Consider the following 19606-nt stretch of genomic DNA (forward strand, 5'->3'; position numbering starts at 1 on the left):
AATAACTCCTTATTTTAAACTATTTAAATAGTCTACATAGCAAATATTAATAGCTAACAATGCTCATATGTTTATAATCATATCATCTTCAAACTCTTCATCTTTTGAAATTATTTCTTTAATAAAATTAGACCCATAATTAATAGTATCAAGCGAATCTTTGTTTATCATTTCAATATCTCTTCATAAGTCTTTATTTAAATATTCTTCATAAAACTTATCTCTTTTTATACGTTTCTTTTTAAAGATGTTTATTATCTCATTATTTAATGAGTCCTTTTTACCAAACTTTGAATTTTTTAATAATAAAACACAATCCTTAAGACTTGAGATCTCGTTATTTTCTATTAAAATAAATAAAACTGTTTGTAAATATCTATATTTTAATTCATCCAATAGAAATAACAACTCTTTGAAAATATTTATTAAAATTAAATTATCATTTAAACCGTCATTTAACTGCATAATATTAGATGCACTATCTGCACATAATAGTATTTTTGAACATTGAATACTGTAATTAATATAATAATCGTTAAAAAATTTAAAAAAAAGATTCCTATTTTGAGTATAAATTGATGAAACCCTTACGATTTCTTCACTGAATTTTGCTAAGGATTCAATTATATATTTTTCTTTTTTTGCAAAGTTTTTTAAAAACTTTTTAGCCGTATTAACTAGTTCTACTCATTCATTATTTTGCATAATATAGCCTCTTATTAAACTTCATATTTATCGAAGTATTGTTCAATTATGGTTTTAAATACGTTTATTTTCTTCATTTCAATTGCTGCGTATGGTTCTTGATTAACATCAGGATGAAATTGTTTTGCAAACTTTCTATATACTCTTTTAAACTCTTCTGGTTTAGCAAACTTTGTTAATCCAAAATAAGAGAATGCATCATGAACTTCATCATTAAAGACAATTGTTTTTGTCTTTTCAAAAAAGTCGTCAAAGTTTTCTGGTTCCTCATCAAAGAAACTTGATTTAAATCTTGCACTACTTGTGTGTGTTCCATAATTGCTTTGGAACATATATGTTTCAATTACAATATCAACGGCTTGATCTAACATCTTAGATCAATGGTATGTATTTTCATCACCCAAATCAATGATTTCTTCAATTAGTAAGTGATTTTTATAAGCATCTAATTTTCTATCATTTACAATTCTTGATGCTTTTTCAACCATACCGTCTAATATATCTATTGATGTTCTTTGCATAATTTCAAATATTTTTTTCAAAGGTTCATCATCAATGTTTTTATTTGAAAAAGTATAATTAAAGACCTTCCAAAACTTTATTGTTGTATAAAAAGTAAACTTTGTTAAACCCATAATTATAACCATTGATGAATATGAATCAAATTTTTTTGAAAGATATTCATAAAATGATGAGAAATAACTTACGGCAGGGTATGAATAAAATTGTTCTTCTATATTAAACCTTCCAAAACTTCAGGTATAAGGTTTAAGATTATCAGGAATTTTTTGGACACTTATTGCATTTTTTAATTCCTTATTAAAAAAATCTATCTGGTCTAATAAATTATCAGTGCTTCAGTAACTTGCATTCATCATTGATCTTTCTCAATTAATAATGCTTGAAACACCGTCTGAATAATCAAACACTGAGTTGCTTTTATTAAATTCTTTTTTTAGTTTTTTAAACTCTTTTTTTCAACCCATTTTTAAACTCCAATAATTTAATTATACTTTATAATGTTCCCACTTTTAATATATCACTCATATTTTTATAATTTGGTAATATATGTTCTACGTAATTTCAAAAACTTTTTGAATGATTTTTATGAACTAAATGAGCAAGTTCATGAACAGCGACATACTCTAATGCCTCGATTGGATAATGAATAAGTCTAATATTTAATACTATTTTTGACTTTTCAGGAAAACAAACACCTCATTTACTCTTAATTTCTTTTACTGTAAGGTTTTTAAAATCTAATCCCATTATATCTTTTCATTTATTAATTATTTTTAAAAAATAATTAAAATGAGTAATCGATAACTTCTTATACATCTTTTTTATTGTTTCTTGTTCGTTTTCATAAACTTTAAATACATACTCAGGACTATTAATCGATGGATTTTCTAGGAAAAATGCTTTTTTAATTTGTCCAAATATTTTTATATACCCTTCTTCAGATATATTAAACATTGAGCCCTGATTACTCATTACTTTTAATATTTTACTAATATTTTTGTATATTAAGCCTTCGATTTCTCAATCCTCTGCTTGAATTGGAGCTGATACTAATATTTTTTTATCTACAACTTTTAATCTAATGTACCTCTGAGATTTAAAGGTTAGAAAATACTCTATTATTTTTCCTTTATAACTAAGTTTTTTTATGATGTTTAAGTTTTTTTGCATCTTTCTTATCCTGCTTCTTTTTCTTAACTTCTAATATATAATTTAGTCTTTTTTGTGCAACTAACTTTTTTTGTTCAATATTTAATTCTTTTAACTTTGGTTTTATTTCATCTCTGCTTACCTCACCAAAATTTACCCTACCTTCAAGGACATGATTCATTAAAGAATAATTGTTTTGCTCATTAAAACTTTCATCTCAATAAATAATTTTTAATCTCCTTGCTAGGTCAGCCTCAAAAATAGTGAAAATACCAAAAATCATTATTATTATATAAATTGATTGTAGAATTATTAGTCAAGTGTTTTTGTAACTATAACTTTTTTTTAATGCAGTATAATATCAAGCAATTACATTATTTTCATCAATTGAAGAAGAACTTCCTACTTCTGGGTAATTGCCAAATAAAGGAATTGTATAATTGATAACATAAATTATTCCACCAAATAATAATGGTCAAAATAATAAATTAAAAGCTAAGATAGCTCTTTTTTTTCAGGTATTCTTAGTTAAAAAAGGAAAGGCTATACCAAAAACAAAACTTATGATTAAAACAAAAATAGCAATTAATGCATAAACTCAAAGAGAAATGTTTACAGTTTCTTGATTATAAATGTTTCCTTTTTTAAAAGTGATTAAAGAAAGAGTGTAGATAAATAAGTATCTTAGTCCTTGGTCATATATTAAGGCTAAAACAAAAATTACAGGTGCAGAGAATGCAAAGAGTAACATTATTATTCTTGATGTAACAATTATTGTATTAATAATTACATTTGTTGCACTATACTTTCTGTATTTTAATTTATTAATTATTTCTTTTGACTTTTTTAGTTTTTTAGGTTTTACAGTTTTTAATTTATCCATAAGTACTCCTTAAATAACATTTTACATTATAAAAAAAAGAAACTAAACTATTTAATATAGTTTAGTTTTAGTGTTTATTCTCATCATTATCAGCTCTTCTTGACATATATTTAAATGTTTGCTTAATTGAGCTTTTTTCTGCTGTTCTAATATCTTCATATTCATTCATTTCGTCGAACGACAATGGATCATTAAAATCAATTTCTGTCTCTTCATTTTCTTGAGATACTTTACTTTTTTTTACTGAAATTGGTATTATCTTATTTTGTTCTTCTTCATTTATTTTAAATTCATCTATTTTGATTCCGCTTAATTCACCAGTTTTTTCAATTTCTTTGATTGCATCTTCATAAGGTTTGTTTAATCCACTTCTCATACTATTAATTTTATTAATTATTGTGCTTGGGTCAATTGATTCTCCGAATACATAATTTTTCTGAGCTTCTTGCCCCATTTCATTAATAAATTGTTGTTGAGTGTTTTCAACAACTTGATTTACAGATATATTAGCAATTCTTTCAGTTACAACAAGATTTATTATATTTATTGTTTGACTCAATACAATTAGGCAAAACGAACCAAATATAATTATATTTCTTTGTCATAATAAATAATTAAGATCTCATATTTGGTTTATACCAATTGTAAATACGGAAATAACCCCAATTACAATATTAATGATAGTAAAAGTTTTTTTTGCTTTATTACTTAAAAAAGATGATAAAAAAGTTGTAAATAAATAAAGTAGTCCTAGTATTACATATACAAATTTTACATACCAATACAATGATTTAGAAGTAACAAAATCAAACTGTACTCCACTATTTCCATTAGGCATTAAAAAAGGCATTAAAAGTAATAAACTAAGTGAAATTCAAATTCCTAATAATAAATTAGTTATTTCCGTTTTTTTCATGTTCCTACCTACCTAAGTATATTTTACACTATTTCTACCAACTATTAAAGGTAATAAACACATACAATTATAAGATTAGTCATCTATTTTCAAAACTGCAATAAAGGCTTCTTGAGGTACTTCAACAGAACCTATTGCCTTCATTCTTTTTTTTCCTTCTTTTTGTTTCTCAAGTAGCTTTTTCTTACGTGAAATATCTCCACCATAACATTTTGCAAGAACATTTTTTCTCATAGCTTTAATAGTTTCACGAGCTATTACTTTACTCCCAATTGCGGCTTGAATGGGTACTTCAAAATTTTGTCTTGGGATGATTTCTTTTAGTTTTTCAACTAAATTTTTTCCTCTATTATAAGCAAAATCTTTATGTACGATTGTTGATAAAGCATCAACTATTTCGCTATTTAATAAAACATCCATTTTTACAAGTTTAGATTGCTTATAACCTAATAAATCATAGTCAAATGATGCATAACCTTTTGATATTGACTTAAGTTTATTAAAAAAATCAAATACTATTTCGTTTAAAGGCATTTCATAAATTAATGTTCTTCTATTATCATCAACATATACAATATCTAAATAATTTCCTCTTTTATCCTGGCATAATCCCATTAAATCTCCTAAATATTGATCAGGAGTCATAATAGTTACCTTGACATAGGGTTCTTCTATTATCTTAACTTTTTGTGGTTCTGGTAAAAGCGCTGGATTATCTATTTCAATAATTGAATCGTCAGTTAATGTTATTTTATAAATAACAGAAGGAGCTGTTGCTATTAAAGTTAGATCATATTCTCTTTCAAGTCTTTCTTGAATTACATCCATATGTAATAAACCTAAAAAGCCACATCTAAATCCGAAACCAAGCGATTGAGAACTTTCTTGTTCATAAACAAGACTTGAATCACTTAAAGTTACTTTCTCTAATGCATCTTTTAAATCTTTATATTTAGAACTATCAACTGGGTAAATTCCGCAATAAACCATGGGATTTAATTTTTTATATCCAGGTAATGGCTCCTTAGCACCATTTTCACTAGTTGTAATAGTATCACCAACATGAACATCCTTAACGGTTTTAATTGATGCAGCTAATCAACCCACCTCTCCTGCTTCTAATGAGTTTTTTTTAACTTCATATGGATTTTTAATCCCTACTTCAGTAACTTCATAAATAGCATTTGATTGCATCATTCTAATAGATTGACCAACTTTAACCGTTCCTGAAAATATACGTATAGAAACCATAACACCTCTATACTTATCGTAATATGAATCAAAAATAAGTGCTCTTAATTCTTCATTATCATTTGCATTTCTTGGTGACGGGATATGCTTTACTATTGCTTCTAAAACATCTTCAATATTTTTTCCTGTTTTTGCACTAATCATTGGTGCTTCACTACAATCAATACCAATTACTTTTTCAATTTCGTCTTTAACTCTATCTGGATCTGCTGCTGGTAAATCTATTTTATTAATTATAGGTATTATTTCTAAGTTATTATCAATTGCTAAATAAACATTAGCCAATGTTTGTGCCTCTATTCCTTGACTTGCATCAACTACCAACAATGCGCCTTCACATGCTGCTAAACTTCTTGAAACCTCATATGTAAAGTCAACGTGACCAGGTGTATCAATTAAGTGTAAATAATATTCTTGATTATCTTTTGCTTTATACTTTAACTGAACAGAGTTTAACTTAATAGTTATTCCTCTTTCTCTTTCAATATCCATTGAATCAAGTAATTGTTCTTGCATATCCCTTTTCTGAACACTACCAGTTAGTTCTAATAACCTATCTGCTAAAGTAGATTTTCCGTGATCAATATGGGCAATTATACTGAAGTTTCTAATTTTATTTTTATCCATTTATTGTATATTCCTTTATTTTCGATTTTTTCATAACTCTTTTACAAATTCATGATTAAATATATTATCATTCTCTTTTAATCTTCTTTTTAGTTCATCAATACTTGCTCATACCTTTTCGACTATTTCTCTTGAGTAATTTCAATTAATTCTATTTCTATTAAACTCTTTTAAGTCTAAAATTTTATAACTAAAGTCATTAAAAACTTTTAGGTCTAAATCATAATCAATATATTTTACTGTGTTATCTTCAACTAAAATGGGAGAAGCAATATTACAATAATACTGTATCCCCTTATCTTTAAACATACATATTATATTAAATCATTCATTAGGAAAGAAGAATCAAAGTGCAGGCTCTGATGTTTTTCATTTTCTTCCATTAAACTCAGTAATTATTACATCCTCATTAATAGCAATAAGTACATCTTCTGAGGATTGGGGTGAGATTTTAATATTTTCTCAGGATCTATATAAATTACCATTATGTTTATAAGCGTGGACAGTTGTTAACTTTTGCTTATTAGAATCCACAAATAATTACCTCAATTCCATATTTCATTACTTTCTTATTATATAACACATTAAGTTTTCCCCCCACTTTTAAGACAAAAACTCTATTTATTGTATAATATATTAAATGCAGAATAAAGATAATTTATATCACATTGAGGATATAGAATTTAATATAGATAACTTTGTTGAAAAAAGTAAGATTATTAAGGAAAAATTTAAGCTATATAATAAATATATGGAATTCTGTCCTTTTGATACACAGTATTTAATAATGCAGCTTTTAAAGTATGAAGCAAGGAACTCAAATTTAATTGAAGGTATATACACTAGTGACATTGATTTATTAACTAGCGAAGACCCATCAAGTAAAAAGATTACTAATTATTTAAGCAGTCTAAAAGAAGCTATTAATGATTATCAAAAAAATAAAATTTATACATTAGATTCATTCTTAAAAATGCATAAAAACTTGTTTAAGAATATAATATCTACAGACGCAATTAATGCAACCCCTGGATTATTAAGAGTAAGAAATGCTCAAATTGCAAATCATAATCCTCCAAAACCAATTTATATAGAAGAATATATGAAGCAGTTAATTAATTGATTGAATGAGGATTCGAAATGAGATAAATATCCTAATGAATTAAAATGTCCAATAAAAGTTGCAATTGCTCATGCATACTTTGAAAAAATACATCCTTTTTCTGACGGAAATGGAAGAGTTGGAAGAATATTAATTAATCTAATATTCAACTCTTTTAACTTATCAAATAATTCGTATTTCTTTATTTCTAAATCCATATTGGAAAACCAGTTTGAATATTATATGCAGCTTGAAAAGCTAGATAATAACAAGGATTATAATAATTGGATACTATTTTTTTTAGACCTAATAATTGAACAACTTGATACAAATATTAAAGTTATTAAAAATAGTTTGCAACTACTTATAAAAATTAAAAATGACTTACTACTTGAAGATAGTAATTTAATGAGAAATCTTAAAAATAAGATATTAAAATTTATTTCAAGATACCCAATCTTTACAATTACAAAGCTAAAAAGTTATATTTTTGATAACAATAGTGAAGTCAGTGATAAAGAATTCCAAAAAGCATTCGAAGATATAAAAGATAAATATAATATTAAGAAAATTAAAGATACTTCATTTTATGAATTTATAGATGTTGTAAAAATAATAGTTTAATTAAACTAGTTTGCTCTTTTGAAACTTATAGACATTGTTTAAGATAATATTTTCAGAAAATACTTTTGTACACCTTTTTAAGATTTTATTTTTTACTCCAACTAATATATAGTTTTTATTTTTTACTTTTAGTGCTTTAAATAAGCTTTTTATTGCAAACTTTTGTAAACTAATTGTTTTAACTTTTAAATCTTCTTTATTCTTATACTTTTTTTCTGAAAGACTATTTTTCCAAAACTCAGTTTTTAGTGGTCCAGGACAAATCGTCACTACCCTTACTTTTGATTTTGATTTTTTAAGTTCTGTGTTAATTGACTGACCAAGACTTAATACATATGATTTTGTAGCGTAGTAAGTAGAATAAAAAGGACCACCTGGAGAGAAAGAAGCCATACTTGCAATATTAATTATTCTTCCATAATCTTTTCTATTAAAAAGATTTAAGAATAACTTAGTAAGAATTTGTAATGATTTTATATTAAGATCAATCATATTTAATTCTTTATCTAGGTTTGCATCTTTAAACTCACCATATAAACCATAACCTGCATTATTGATAATTACAGAAATATCATAATTTTTAATTTTTTCAAAGAACTTATATACTTCATCAACAATGCTTAGATCGTAATTGAATAACATAAGTTGTTTATCTTTTAGTTTAAAGGTATCCTTTAATTTATTTAAGTTATCTGTATTTCTTGATACACAAATTATATTATAATTAGCCTCTAATAATTCTTTAACATATGCAAAGCCTAAACCTTTACTTGCTCCAGTTACAACAATATACCCATTATTATCTAATCATTTTATTTTATTTAATTTCATTAGTACGCCCTTGCAAAATATGTATGAAGTTTTGCTTGACTATTACAATTAAAACAAACTTCATTATTCTTTGTATTAAAATCCTTGATACATCTTGATACAGTTGAAGATTTCTTTTTTATATCATCTTCACAACTAATTTCTCCGCAAAATGGAACTTCTACAAAACCAGGAGTATCTTGAATTATTTTTTTATACTCGTCAAATGTATTAGCACTAAACTGTTTTGATTCAAAGTTTTCTCAAGCTCTTAACCTAAGATTTTTATCATATTCATCTAACAATTCTTTTATTTTCGAAACTACTTCATTAAACATAACCTTTGTCTTGTTATTTGAAATTCTATCAGATATAACTACGTGCCCCTCTGCTAAATCCCTTGGTCCTACTTCAATACGTAAGGGGGTTCCTTCCACTTCTGACTCTGCCATTTTATATCCAAATGACTTATCAGAAATATCTATTGTAGTTCTATAGATATTCTTTAAACTATTTAAAAGTTCATTACCTTTTTTGACAACTTCTTCTGAATTGTTTACAGTTATAATAGTTATTTGTTTTGGGGCAATCTTGCTAGGTATAATAAGACCATTATCATCACCATGAGTCATTATTAATGCTCCAATAAGTCTAGTAGACACTCCTCAACTTGTAGAGTAGGCAAACTCTTCTTTTTGATTGCTATTTTGAAATTTAATATTAAAAGCTTTTGAAAAATTATTATCGAAATAATGACTTGTGCCACTCTGAAGAGCTTGTCCATCATACATTATTGATTCCATTGTATAAGTTTCTTTCGCACCCGCAAATTTTTCATGGTCTGTTTTTTGACCTGTTAGTACTGGGATTAATAAAACATCTTGTACAAATTTCTTATAAATTTCTAAAATATCTAGTGTAAGTTTTTTGGCTTCGCTTGGTGTAGAGTGAAAGGTATGTCCCTCTTGTCACAAAAATTCACTACTTCTTAAAAATGGTCTCGTAGTTTTTTCTCATCTTAAAACACTAACTCATTGATTATACTTAATTGGTAAATCTCTATAAGATTTAATTTCATTAACTAAAAAATCCGCAACTAAAACCTCACTAGTTGGTCTTATGTATAATTTTTCGGAAAGTTCCTTATCTCCAACCATTGTCACTGTAGCAAGTTCGGGAGCAAATCCCTCAACATGTTCTTTCTCTTTTTTGAATAGAGATTCTGGTATTAAAAGTGGAAAATAAACATTTTGTACTCCTAACGTTTTAAACTCTTTATCCAAATAATTTTGCATAGATTCTCATAATGCAAAACCATTTGGTTTTAAAATCATTGTACCTTTAACTTGACCATATTCCATTAACTTGGCATTTTTTACAACATCTGTATATCATTTTGCAAAGTCAACATCTCTTGCAGTGATTTTTTCTAGCTTTTGTGCCATTATTTTTTTTCCTTTTTCTCTATGTTTCCTGATTCCCCGTAGAATACGTCTATATCAATATCATTCGAATCCACATATGTTTTTATACGCTTTAGATTTGCTTTATCTTTAATCATTATATATTCTATTGCTTCAACTGGAATAGTTTCGTAAACATAAACCACCTTTTTTGTAGCATCATAAGCTCAATCGTTTTTTGTTAATTTTGCTAGCTTATGTGGATCAATTCCTATAACAGATATCTTTTCTACATCCACTTTGGAGTTAGTTGCTCATTTTCAGAAATGAGCTCTTGTAGAAGTATCAAACTCTAAACCAATCGATTCTTTATGTTCTAAATAAGTTCAAACAATATATTCTTCATCTTTTTCTAACGATTTCTCTTTTAATAATTGAATACCATTTTCAAGAATTATTAGTAAATTATTTACATCTGTATAGAAGAAAAATGTTTCTATTTTTTTATTTTTAATTGTTTCTAAAATCTTTTTTTGTTCTGATTTTGATCCAAACATTTTTTTAAATATACCTTTTTTAGGTTTATTTTCAGATAAATCAATATTTAATTTTTCTTTATTTTTAGCCATAATTACCACCTATTTACATACAAGTTATATTTTAACAAAAAAAAGCAAACTATAAAAAGTTTGCAATATATTTCTTAAATGGCGGATTGAGAGAGACTCGAACTCTCGCGCCAGTTGCCCGGCCTAACACCTTAGCAGGGTGCCCTCTTCACCAACTTGAGTATCAATCCATACAAAAAAATTATAGCAAAATAATACATTGTTTTATAATGTTTTTAAATTTAATTATTTATACCTATTTATAATAAGTGATTATGCACAAGTATAATTTTACTTGGAGGTAATCATATGAAAGGAATTAGTTTAGACATAATGAATCAAATGAAATTAAACGTAATTTGTGACTTATCAAATAAAGTAAATGATATTAACACCAACGTCAGACACTTGGTTGATCTAAAAGACATATATGTCGTAAACTTGAGGAGTATAAAACTATTGGACCTAAGGCTTTTATTCATAAAACAATGGTAAAACAACAAAAAATAAAATAAGTCAAAGTACTAAAGATTAAATTATAAAACTTTTTAAAGAAAAGTATTTTGACTTTATCATGTTTGATTACTGAGAAAAATATTGAAAAAAAAGTGTGTTATTCAACATTAAGAAATATAATAAAGAAAATAACGAAATCATTTTTACAATGCACAAAAAGAAAAAAAGAGTAATCAAATTAAGAAATAGGTACTTAAATTTAATGAATGATATTCCAAATAAAAAAATACCCCTTATACCTATCTTGAAACACACACATCAATCTCAAAAAAGAGAACAAAACTTTATTGGTGTTGTTTTGAAGCCAATGCCTCAAACCATGAGTGAGTAAAGGGTTTTTAAACACATTTGCACATTGTAATTGATAAATCTACCAAAAAAATATAGCAGGTTATTTTAGTGAGCAGGAAACTACAGAGAGTTATTATCAAATATATAAAGAAGCTTTTATTAAATATAATATTCCAGTGAAAAATGTAACAAATAATAGAAATGTATTTAGCTCTAAAATAAATAGAGACTCTGAAGGCTATTCAGAGTTCGTACTCAATTGCAGTTTATTTTTCATTCTTTAAAAATTGCAATAAAACCAACTTCAATGCCACAAGAAAAAGCTTTGGTTAAACGTACTTTTGGCACACTTCAAAAAAGATGACCACAAATAATTAGAATAAAAAACATTAAAGCAAATTAAGAGCTGAATGTATATCTTCCAATACTAATTCAAGAATATAATGAATAATTTTTAACTCCTATTAATTATTCTAAATAAGTTATTTGAAAATTCAGAAAATCCTAACATTATTTTCTCATATAGATCAACAAGAATTGTTAATAATGGTTCAAGCATAAATTTTGTTAATAAAAAATGATTTGTATGTTTTGGGTTTGAATCATTATATTTAAAACCGAGAACAAAAGTAATTATTATTAAAACACAAGATGATAAATAATATTCTTCAATTGGAAATGATGTTTATAACCTTATTGACACTGAAAACCTTAGAATCCCTGAGAATAAATTTACTATTGATAAAGAAGATTATACTAAGATGCAACTTCCAAAAATGGAGAGCCCATCAAAATATAGTAATTGATACTTTTTCAGTAACAAAAAAAATACAAGAAGTGTATATTAAATTCTTGTATTTAGTTACATAATCGCTTACAATTTAAACATATTGATTACTATAGTTATCGTTCGATAAAGTAATAGACTATCCAATATATTTTACTCATTAATACTTAAAGAATCTTTCTTCTTATTCTTTATATTTTGTTAGCATATGTTTTATTAACAAAAGTACAGTTAATTATAAGCCGGCCAACTTAGCCTCGATTTATACATTTAATTATTCAATTTTTTTTAAATATAATGTCTTTTTTATCCAAATAAAACTAAAGAAGTCCCTAATTTTAAGAAATTTATTATTTTTTGTCTTTTGCTACTAATGATTTATTTATTAATAATTTTGATACATATTTATTTCATTTCGAAAATTAATCATTTAAATAATGATATTGATTGCCAATATTAACTATAATAATCAAATAACCTTCTCTAATAAAATAATTAATTACTCTTCTTAGAGAAGGTTATTTAAAAATATTAAATTATCTACACACAACAAATAGAACACGGACAACAGCAACATGCTCCACCTGGGATTAAATCGTAACTAAATACAGATGCACTGTATGCAGTTTTATTAGTCATCATTTTAATATTTTCCATCAACATATAAATCATCTCTTTTCATTTATGAATATTTATATATAAAATTTTTATTTACAATTAATTTATATATTATTGTCATTTAAATAATTTAATTGATAGAAATAAAAATACTAATAAATATATTAAGGTGATAATGTAAGTGTATCAAATTTCATTTGTACTTATTCCATTTGATAAATAAGTAAGTAAAAGAACTCCACTACCTGTTGGTATAAAAATTTGTATTCATTTATATCAATCAGGAAATAGATAGGTTGGAATTGATGCACCTGATAAAAATATCATTATATAAAATACAAAAATAGTTATAAATGTATTTGTGCTTGATGTCTTACTTATATTAGCTAAACAAATAGCTATAAAAAAATTTATTATAAAGATTACAAGAGGTACAATTATTAAAAATAGAAAATTTATAAAACTCAAACTCAAACCAAAACCAAAATATGCTATTATAAACATTAATAAAAAATCACATATAAATACTATGTAGTTTCATAATCCTAAACCTATCATGTATTTGAAAATACTTATATTAGTTATTGATATTTGTTTAAGTCTTTTTTCTAATCTATCTCTACAAAGAGTTATTGATATTGTTGAGATTGTAAATGTTGTTGCAACTAAAATAATTAATCCTGGAAAAACAAAATTTATGACTTTTATGTTTGATTCTCCTATTGAATATTTACCTCAAACAAAACCATCTATAAGTATTCACATTATAGGAAAAAAAATTCCGAAGAATATAGTTCAAGGGTTTTTTATAAATTTGAAAAATTCTAACCTAAATATTGCTATCATTATTAATTATCTCCTCTTTAATTAAATCTATTAATTTGTTTTTATTATTTAAAATATCAATATCTTTTTCAATAACTCCATCTTTTAAAAATAAAACTCTATCACATAAAGAACTTACTTCTTCAATATCATGAGAGACTAAAATTAATGTACACTTTTTTTCATTTATATATTTTTGAACTAACTCTACAATTTTATTTCTTCAAATATAATCAAGAGACGTCGTTAATTCATCCAACAATAATAATGATGGCTCATTAATTAATGTTATTAAAAATTTAAACTTTTGTTTTTGCCCTCCTGATAGTTTAGAAAACTTATACTTGGCTACTTTATCTAGTTCAAAATCCTTTAATAAATGATATAAATCTTTTTTTACTCCAAAAGCATAAGAATAAAATTTAATTAATTGATATAAATTTAATTCACTGTCAAAGGAACCATCTTGAAAAGTTGCATTTCTTTTTATTTTTTCGTTTTTATATTTAATAGTGCCAGAAGAAGGTTTTATGACTTTTAATATTAATTCCCCAAGAGTTGTTTTACCACTTCCGTTAAGACCCATTATTGCAATACGTTCCCCTTCTTTTATTTTAAGATCTATAGATTTTAAAATAGTTTTTTTACCATACTTTTTGGACATATCTGATACTTTTATCAATTTTAATCAACCTTTCTAGTTTAGAATTTAAAAATATTGTAAAACAAGCTGTTAATATTGTAGTTATGGTTTCAAGAAAAACATTTTTTGTAATTAAAAATCCGACCATATATAAGATAAAATTTAATAAATTATTTAATGTTGTTTCCTTAATTTTGAAAATACATAATTACTTATAATTGAAGTAGTCATATAAATTATAAAAGATATTTTAATAACTACTCATAATCTTAAATTTGTATTTAGTATTAAAATTATTGGTAATAATCCTATAAAACATAAAATATAATTTACGTGAATAAATGTTTTAAATCACATAAACCAAGAGATAAACTTGTTGAAACAAGTTGACTTTTCTCAATCATTTCACCCACTTCAATAATTACATATAAGCATCCATTATCACCATTTCTGATTTATTAATATATGATTTATAAATATAGAAAATAAATATGCTAAAATTATTTAAGTCTATATTGTCCGTTGATGCTAATTTACTTATATCGTAATTTTTATTATGCTATAACATCTTAATAGAGTGGCTATGCGGATAATATTTATAAAAACCTTTTTTTAAAGATTTTACATTATTTATATAAATATAAATATATATAGGGTATAAACCACCACCAGAACCATAATTCCAATTATTTTTTTACTAAATGATCATAAAAGTAAGTTTGATAATACATTATTACTCTTAGTGCAACCCTTAGCAAAATCTCTTGATGACTTTCTTAATTCCAATACAATTCCCAAATTCATTTTTAACTTGGTTGGCATTGGTAGTTTTATTACATTATCCAAATTTTCTTCTAAATATTTAATTTTATACTATTCATTGCAAATTCTTTCAAATAGTTTTTAACACTATTCACAAAATTAGTTTCTTCATTATTTGATCTTGCATTTAACAAAAAATAATTAATTAATTGCCCTGAATCATTTCCATAAAAATAGTCTTGCTCGTATCATAAACACTTTTAACAAGGGCTGTTTGAATGATTAGATATAAATAAATACTTTTGATTAAAAAAAATGCTTTTTTGATTTCTTCTTTATCCTTAAATTACTCCCTTCTTGTTTTGATAACAGTAGTTATCAAAATTATTATACACCTAAAGGTTTATAAAGTACCTTTAGAAGTTAAAAACCTCTTTCCTTATAATTTTATAATCTTATTTAGATTAATTTTAAATTATGTCCGGAAAAAGGTTGTACTACACATCAATAATAATTAAATTCTATCTTTTTTCTATTAAATCAATTATTTACAAAGTCACCTAAAAAAATATCAACAGTTAGTTTTAGTTATTAACCATTAAATACAATTTTTATTAACTAATTATTATTACAAAATCATATCTAATTAAACAATGATAAAACTTTATTTTGCAATACTATGACTTACTTTTTTTATTTTGGTTTAATTTAAAAGTTTATTAATTAATAAATTATTTAAATCTTTAAAACTCACTTTACTTTAAATACATTATAGGTTCAATAACTTGACTCTCGTTTTCTCAAATAAATATTTTTTCTTATAAATTAATTAACTTAATTCAATTACATTAACCTATATTTTAATTACAATAAATTGGTAGTTATAATATTTCACTTTCTCATTCTTTTACCTTAATAATTTGAATACTTAACAAAAATTTTATTAATACTTTCTTCTTAAATCGTTTAAAGTACCGAATAAATTATCTTATGGGTTTTATTCTATTCAAACTTTAGCAGATTTTTATATTCAATAACTTTTTTGATAAACTCTTGAAAGAATGTGTGTACTTATAAATAAAACATATTTTTTTAATTTGTGTAGTATGATTTTATTATATTAATTTATTTAGTTAGTTTCCAAGTTTATTACTCTTTTTTTTATAACATTATTTTCAATAAATTTATGCATGCAAATATAATTTTTAAATAGGAATATAGTACAAATGGTCTCTAATTAATTATAATTATATATTTTTAATGATTCTTATATTAGGGTGTATCTACTTTTAATCTAATTTATCTGCTGTATTTTTAGATTTCAATTGATAAACTTATTATAGTAACCAGTTTTATTTTCTTACTTATAATTATGTTAATTGCAAATAAGTTACATAAAAGCAAACTGTTGATTCGATATTTTAACACTTTCTCTCCATGGTTAATTGCTCTTATTATTTAAATAAAGTGCTTTATATAAAGTGGGTTTAATTGTTCGATATCTTCAATAAGTTTAAACTTATCTTTTAATTTTATATAATTATTTAAATAATCAATATTTTCATAGTCTTTGACTATTTTAAAGTCCTTTAAATCTTTGGCAAAGTCATTAAGATCTTCAGTATTAACAATTTGATCAATAATTATATTATTCGCATTTTCGTAAACTCCAATATAGATTTTGCCACCTTTAGCATCAATAACGCTAATACACTTATTTAAACCGGCTTGATATGCTAATGATGATAATATAAAAACATTAACCTTGTTGTTGATTGTTTTTATAGTTTTAGAAAAAGTAACCCCCAACCTAACACCAGTGTAACTTCCAGGTCCATTAATAATATAAAAAGAATTAATTTCATCTAACTTATATTTATTTTTGTTTAATAATAATGATACTTCTTCAACTAAAATATCACTAATTCTTAATTGATTATCTAAAAATAATGAATCAATTATCATATTATCTTTCTCTAGGATAAGAATAAGTTTAGTATTTGTTGTATCAATAAATAAATTCATTTTACTTTCCTTCTATAATTTTAAACTTTCTAGTTTCTTCATCGATGTATTCAATTTTTATTTTAATTAAATTAAAATAATCTGAATAATTAATTTTGAAGTTTTCAGGTCATTCTATTACATTAAAAGAATCAAGCATTTCTTCTAAAAACATATCATAATCACTAGTATTACTTAAACGATATGCATCAATGTGGTTAATTTTAACTTCATTAACTTGATATTGATTCATTAAAGTAAATGTTGGTGAAGTAACTAATTCTTTTACTCCTAAAGATTCTAACAATTTTTTTGTGAAAGTTGTTTTACCAGCACCCAAACCTCCATACAATAATATTGTTGTGTTTATTTTAAAGTACTTACTAATTTCTTCAACAACTTGATTTAATTCATCTTTTGTAACTATTACTTCTTTAAATTTGTCATTAGTATTATCAATCATATATATATGATATAATGAAATTGCTTATTTTGAGAGGTATTATGATAAAAGACTTATTAATTGTAGGGTGTGGTCCTGGAGGACTTTATGCATGAAAAATAGCACAAAAGTATGAACTTTCAGGCGATATAGTAGAGGCTAAGGATTCTTATGGTGGTCAAGTATCAAATTTATACCCATCAAAAGAAATACATAATTTACCAGCTATATTATCTATAACTGGTAAAGAAGCAATGGATGCAATGTTTGAATCTATTGATAAAACAAAAAATAATATTAAGTCGCACTTTAAGACAAATGTTAAAAATATTAAAATAGTTAACAATAAGGAATTAGGAATAGATTTATTTGAAGTTACATTATCAAATGACAAAACTTTTTTTTATAAAACCATACTTTTCACAGAAGGTTTAGGCTCATACTTACCAATAAAGTTATTTGAAAAGGACTATAAAAATGTTTTTTACAAAATTGACGATATAAATTATTATAAAGATAAAAATGTTTTGGTTTTTGGTGGTGGTGATTCTGCTATTGATGCAGCAAATCAACTAATAGGTACAGCAAAAAGTATTAAGATTATTCACAGAAGAAATGAATTTAGAGGTTTAAAAGCAAATCTAAGAGATTCAATAAATAAAGGGGTTGAAATTATAACTCCGTATACTTATGAAAATATAATTGAAGAAGATGATAATTCGATTAAAAAAATCATATTAAAAAATGTAGAAGATGATCGAAAATTGGAAGTAGAATTAGATTTTGCAATAATATTCTATGGTTCAAGTAATCAAAGTTTTGACTTTAAAAACATAAAAATTAATAAAGATGATAAAAATAAAATTATTGTTGATAGTAAAATGCAATCTTCTATAAAAAACATATTTGCAGCTGGAGATTGTTGTGTGCATGAAAGTAAAATTAAAAACCTGGTGGCCACAGTCTATGAAGCTTTAACAGCTATTATAAATATTGATAAAGTAATTAATGCGAAAGATGAAGTGCATAGAGGATGATAAAAATAATCTATAATACTAATTTTAAATAGTATTATAGATTATTTTTTATTTATTAAAATCAAAAACTACTCTTGTATGTAATTTATTTTCATCCATTAATTTAAAGTATTTTTCAAATTCATTTATAGAAACAACTTCAAAATCCGGTACTACCTTTTTTTGGTATAGCGCATCTAAAGCTTCTATTAAATCTTCTCTTGTACCAACTAAAGATCCATAAACCATCTTTTGGCCTAATGTAATATCGATAATATTTGTATTTATACTTCCATTTGGTAACCCTATTGAACAAAGTTTACCCAACTTACCTAGATTTCTATAAGCTAAATCAAATTGGTCAAGTGTAGAACTTGTAACCATCGCTAAATCTAAGCCTTTACCATTTGTAAACTCTTTAATAACTTTATCTACATCTTCTTTTTTTCAATTAATGATCAAATCTGCGCCTTTAGATTTTGCAATATCAAGACTCTTCTCATTAGAACCCACTGCTATTACCTTTAATCCAAAAACATTTTTTGCATACTCAATAGCAATATTACCGAGTCCACCAATACCAAATATAGCAACATAATCACCTTTAATTGGTTTAGCTAACTTTAACCCTTTATAAACAGTAACTCCTGCACAAGTAATTATACAAGCAGATGCTAAATCAGTATCTTTTGGTACTTTTATACTAAATTCTGCTTTCTCCACTGTATAATCTTGCATTGTTCCGTATCCTCTAGAACTTGTAAATACTACTTCATCACAAAATACTTCTTCGCCACGTAAACAATATTTACATTCTTGACAAGCTCCTCTGAGACCTGCTGGACCTACTACGAAATCTCCTACGTTTAAATTTTTAACACTTGTACCAACTCTAACAACTTCTGCTATTGATTCGTGACCAACGCTAGTTTCTCTTACTTCTCCTCATTCACCATTGACAGCACTTAAATCACTATGACACAAACTACAATATAGCGTTTTTACTAAAACCTCATCTTCACTAATATTGGTTGGTACCTCTACATTTTTTAGTTCCACTAATTTATTTTTATCTTTGCTTCCAAATATTGCTCTCATAATA

At 24.9% G+C, this 19606-nt stretch carries 19 protein-coding genes and 1 tRNA gene; 3 read left to right on the forward strand and 17 right to left on the reverse strand.

The features are described 5' to 3' along the window. Nucleotides 1-9: 9 nt before the first annotated feature. From SCORR_RS04455 to SCORR_RS04485, 7 genes are all read right to left on the reverse strand, one after another. The gene (locus SCORR_RS04455) at nucleotides 10-705 is read right to left on the reverse strand and encodes a hypothetical protein (protein ID WP_094049558.1); all 696 of its coding nucleotides are present in this window, start codon (nucleotides 703-705) and stop codon (nucleotides 10-12) included. Between the two features lie 14 nt (nucleotides 706-719). Next, complete coding sequence (locus tag SCORR_RS05500; protein ID WP_094049560.1) at nucleotides 720-1691, reverse strand: DnaJ domain-containing protein; 972 nt, start codon at nucleotides 1689-1691, stop codon at nucleotides 720-722. A gap of 28 nt (nucleotides 1692-1719) precedes the next feature. Further along, the gene (locus SCORR_RS04465) at nucleotides 1720-2397 is read right to left on the reverse strand and encodes a M48 family metallopeptidase (RefSeq protein WP_094049562.1); all 678 of its coding nucleotides are present in this window, start codon (nucleotides 2395-2397) and stop codon (nucleotides 1720-1722) included. Further along, on the reverse strand, nucleotides 2363-3259 hold the full coding sequence (locus SCORR_RS04470) for a hypothetical protein (RefSeq protein ID WP_094049564.1): 897 nt from the start codon (nucleotides 3257-3259) through the stop codon (nucleotides 2363-2365). The genes SCORR_RS04465 and SCORR_RS04470 overlap by 35 nt, the downstream gene beginning before the upstream one ends. Before the next feature lie 67 nt (nucleotides 3260-3326). Further along, the gene (locus tag SCORR_RS04475; RefSeq protein ID WP_094049566.1) at nucleotides 3327-4175 is read right to left on the reverse strand and encodes a hypothetical protein; all 849 of its coding nucleotides are present in this window, start codon (nucleotides 4173-4175) and stop codon (nucleotides 3327-3329) included. 75 nt (nucleotides 4176-4250) lie between these two features. Next, nucleotides 4251-6053, reverse strand: coding sequence for a translation elongation factor 4 (lepA, locus tag SCORR_RS04480; RefSeq protein ID WP_094049568.1), 1803 nt, complete (start codon nucleotides 6051-6053; stop codon nucleotides 4251-4253). A gap of 15 nt (nucleotides 6054-6068) precedes the next feature. Continuing rightward, nucleotides 6069-6587: a DUF402 domain-containing protein gene (locus tag SCORR_RS04485; protein WP_094049570.1), complete on the reverse strand. Its 519-nt coding sequence runs from the start codon at nucleotides 6585-6587 to the stop codon at nucleotides 6069-6071. Nucleotides 6588-6693: 106 nt separating this feature from the next. Here SCORR_RS04485 and SCORR_RS04490 point away from each other — a divergent pair, with 106 nt between their 5' ends. Further along, complete coding sequence (locus SCORR_RS04490) at nucleotides 6694-7779, forward strand: Fic family protein (RefSeq protein ID WP_094049572.1); 1086 nt, start codon at nucleotides 6694-6696, stop codon at nucleotides 7777-7779. Here SCORR_RS04490 and SCORR_RS04495 read toward each other — a convergent pair whose 3' ends face one another. The 4 genes from SCORR_RS04495 to SCORR_RS04510 form a co-directional block, all read right to left on the reverse strand. After that, a complete protein-coding gene (locus SCORR_RS04495) occupies nucleotides 7780-8610 on the reverse strand; it encodes an SDR family NAD(P)-dependent oxidoreductase (protein ID WP_094049574.1) in 831 nt (276 codons plus the stop codon). Then, the gene (proS, locus tag SCORR_RS04500; RefSeq protein WP_094049576.1) at nucleotides 8610-10034 is read right to left on the reverse strand and encodes a proline--tRNA ligase; all 1425 of its coding nucleotides are present in this window, start codon (nucleotides 10032-10034) and stop codon (nucleotides 8610-8612) included. The genes SCORR_RS04495 and proS overlap by 1 nt, the downstream gene beginning before the upstream one ends. After that, entirely contained in the window at nucleotides 10034-10621 is a 588-nt protein-coding gene (locus SCORR_RS04505; protein ID WP_094049578.1) for a hypothetical protein, read from the reverse strand. The genes proS and SCORR_RS04505 overlap by 1 nt, the downstream gene beginning before the upstream one ends. 79 nt (nucleotides 10622-10700) lie before the next feature. Then, nucleotides 10701-10791: transfer RNA gene (locus SCORR_RS04510), tRNA-Ser, on the reverse strand. 383 nt (nucleotides 10792-11174) lie between these two features. Here SCORR_RS04510 and SCORR_RS04520 point away from each other — a divergent pair. Continuing rightward, nucleotides 11175-11447, forward strand: a complete 273-nt coding sequence (locus SCORR_RS04520) for a hypothetical protein (protein WP_094049582.1) — start codon at nucleotides 11175-11177, stop codon at nucleotides 11445-11447. A 1476-nt stretch (nucleotides 11448-12923) separates the two neighbouring features. On the opposite strand, the gene SCORR_RS04525 is transcribed toward SCORR_RS04520, so the two are convergent. The 5 genes from SCORR_RS04525 to tsaE all read right to left on the reverse strand — a co-directional run bounded on the left by SCORR_RS04525 (nucleotide 12924) and on the right by tsaE (nucleotide 17509). After that, nucleotides 12924-13658: an ABC transporter permease gene (locus SCORR_RS04525; protein WP_094049584.1), complete on the reverse strand. Its 735-nt coding sequence runs from the start codon at nucleotides 13656-13658 to the stop codon at nucleotides 12924-12926. After that, complete coding sequence (locus SCORR_RS04530; protein WP_094049586.1) at nucleotides 13642-14319, reverse strand: ATP-binding cassette domain-containing protein; 678 nt, start codon at nucleotides 14317-14319, stop codon at nucleotides 13642-13644. The genes SCORR_RS04525 and SCORR_RS04530 overlap by 17 nt, the downstream gene beginning before the upstream one ends. Before the next feature lie 591 nt (nucleotides 14320-14910). After that, a complete protein-coding gene (locus tag SCORR_RS04535) occupies nucleotides 14911-15126 on the reverse strand; it encodes a hypothetical protein (RefSeq protein ID WP_094049588.1) in 216 nt (71 codons plus the stop codon). 1374 nt (nucleotides 15127-16500) lie between these two features. Next, nucleotides 16501-17067 (reverse strand): tRNA (adenosine(37)-N6)-threonylcarbamoyltransferase complex dimerization subunit type 1 TsaB, encoded by a 567-nt coding sequence (gene tsaB, locus SCORR_RS04540; protein WP_094049590.1) that lies wholly within the window; start codon nucleotides 17065-17067, stop codon nucleotides 16501-16503. Between the two features lies 1 nt (nucleotide 17068). After that, a complete protein-coding gene (gene tsaE, locus SCORR_RS04545) occupies nucleotides 17069-17509 on the reverse strand; it encodes a tRNA (adenosine(37)-N6)-threonylcarbamoyltransferase complex ATPase subunit type 1 TsaE (RefSeq protein WP_094049592.1) in 441 nt (146 codons plus the stop codon). 41 nt (nucleotides 17510-17550) lie between these two features. On the opposite strand from tsaE, the gene SCORR_RS04550 reads away from it, so the two are divergent. Then, a complete protein-coding gene (locus tag SCORR_RS04550) occupies nucleotides 17551-18528 on the forward strand; it encodes an NAD(P)/FAD-dependent oxidoreductase (RefSeq protein ID WP_157705398.1) in 978 nt (325 codons plus the stop codon). A gap of 45 nt (nucleotides 18529-18573) precedes the next feature. On the opposite strand, the gene SCORR_RS04555 is transcribed toward SCORR_RS04550, so the two are convergent. Then, the gene (locus SCORR_RS04555; protein ID WP_094049596.1) at nucleotides 18574-19602 is read right to left on the reverse strand and encodes a zinc-binding dehydrogenase; all 1029 of its coding nucleotides are present in this window, start codon (nucleotides 19600-19602) and stop codon (nucleotides 18574-18576) included. Nucleotides 19603-19606 lie beyond the last annotated feature (4 nt).

It is taken from the genome of Spiroplasma corruscae (assembly GCF_002237575.1).
Lineage (GTDB): Bacteria > Bacillota_I > Bacilli_A > Mycoplasmatales > Mycoplasmataceae > Spiroplasma_A > Spiroplasma_A corruscae.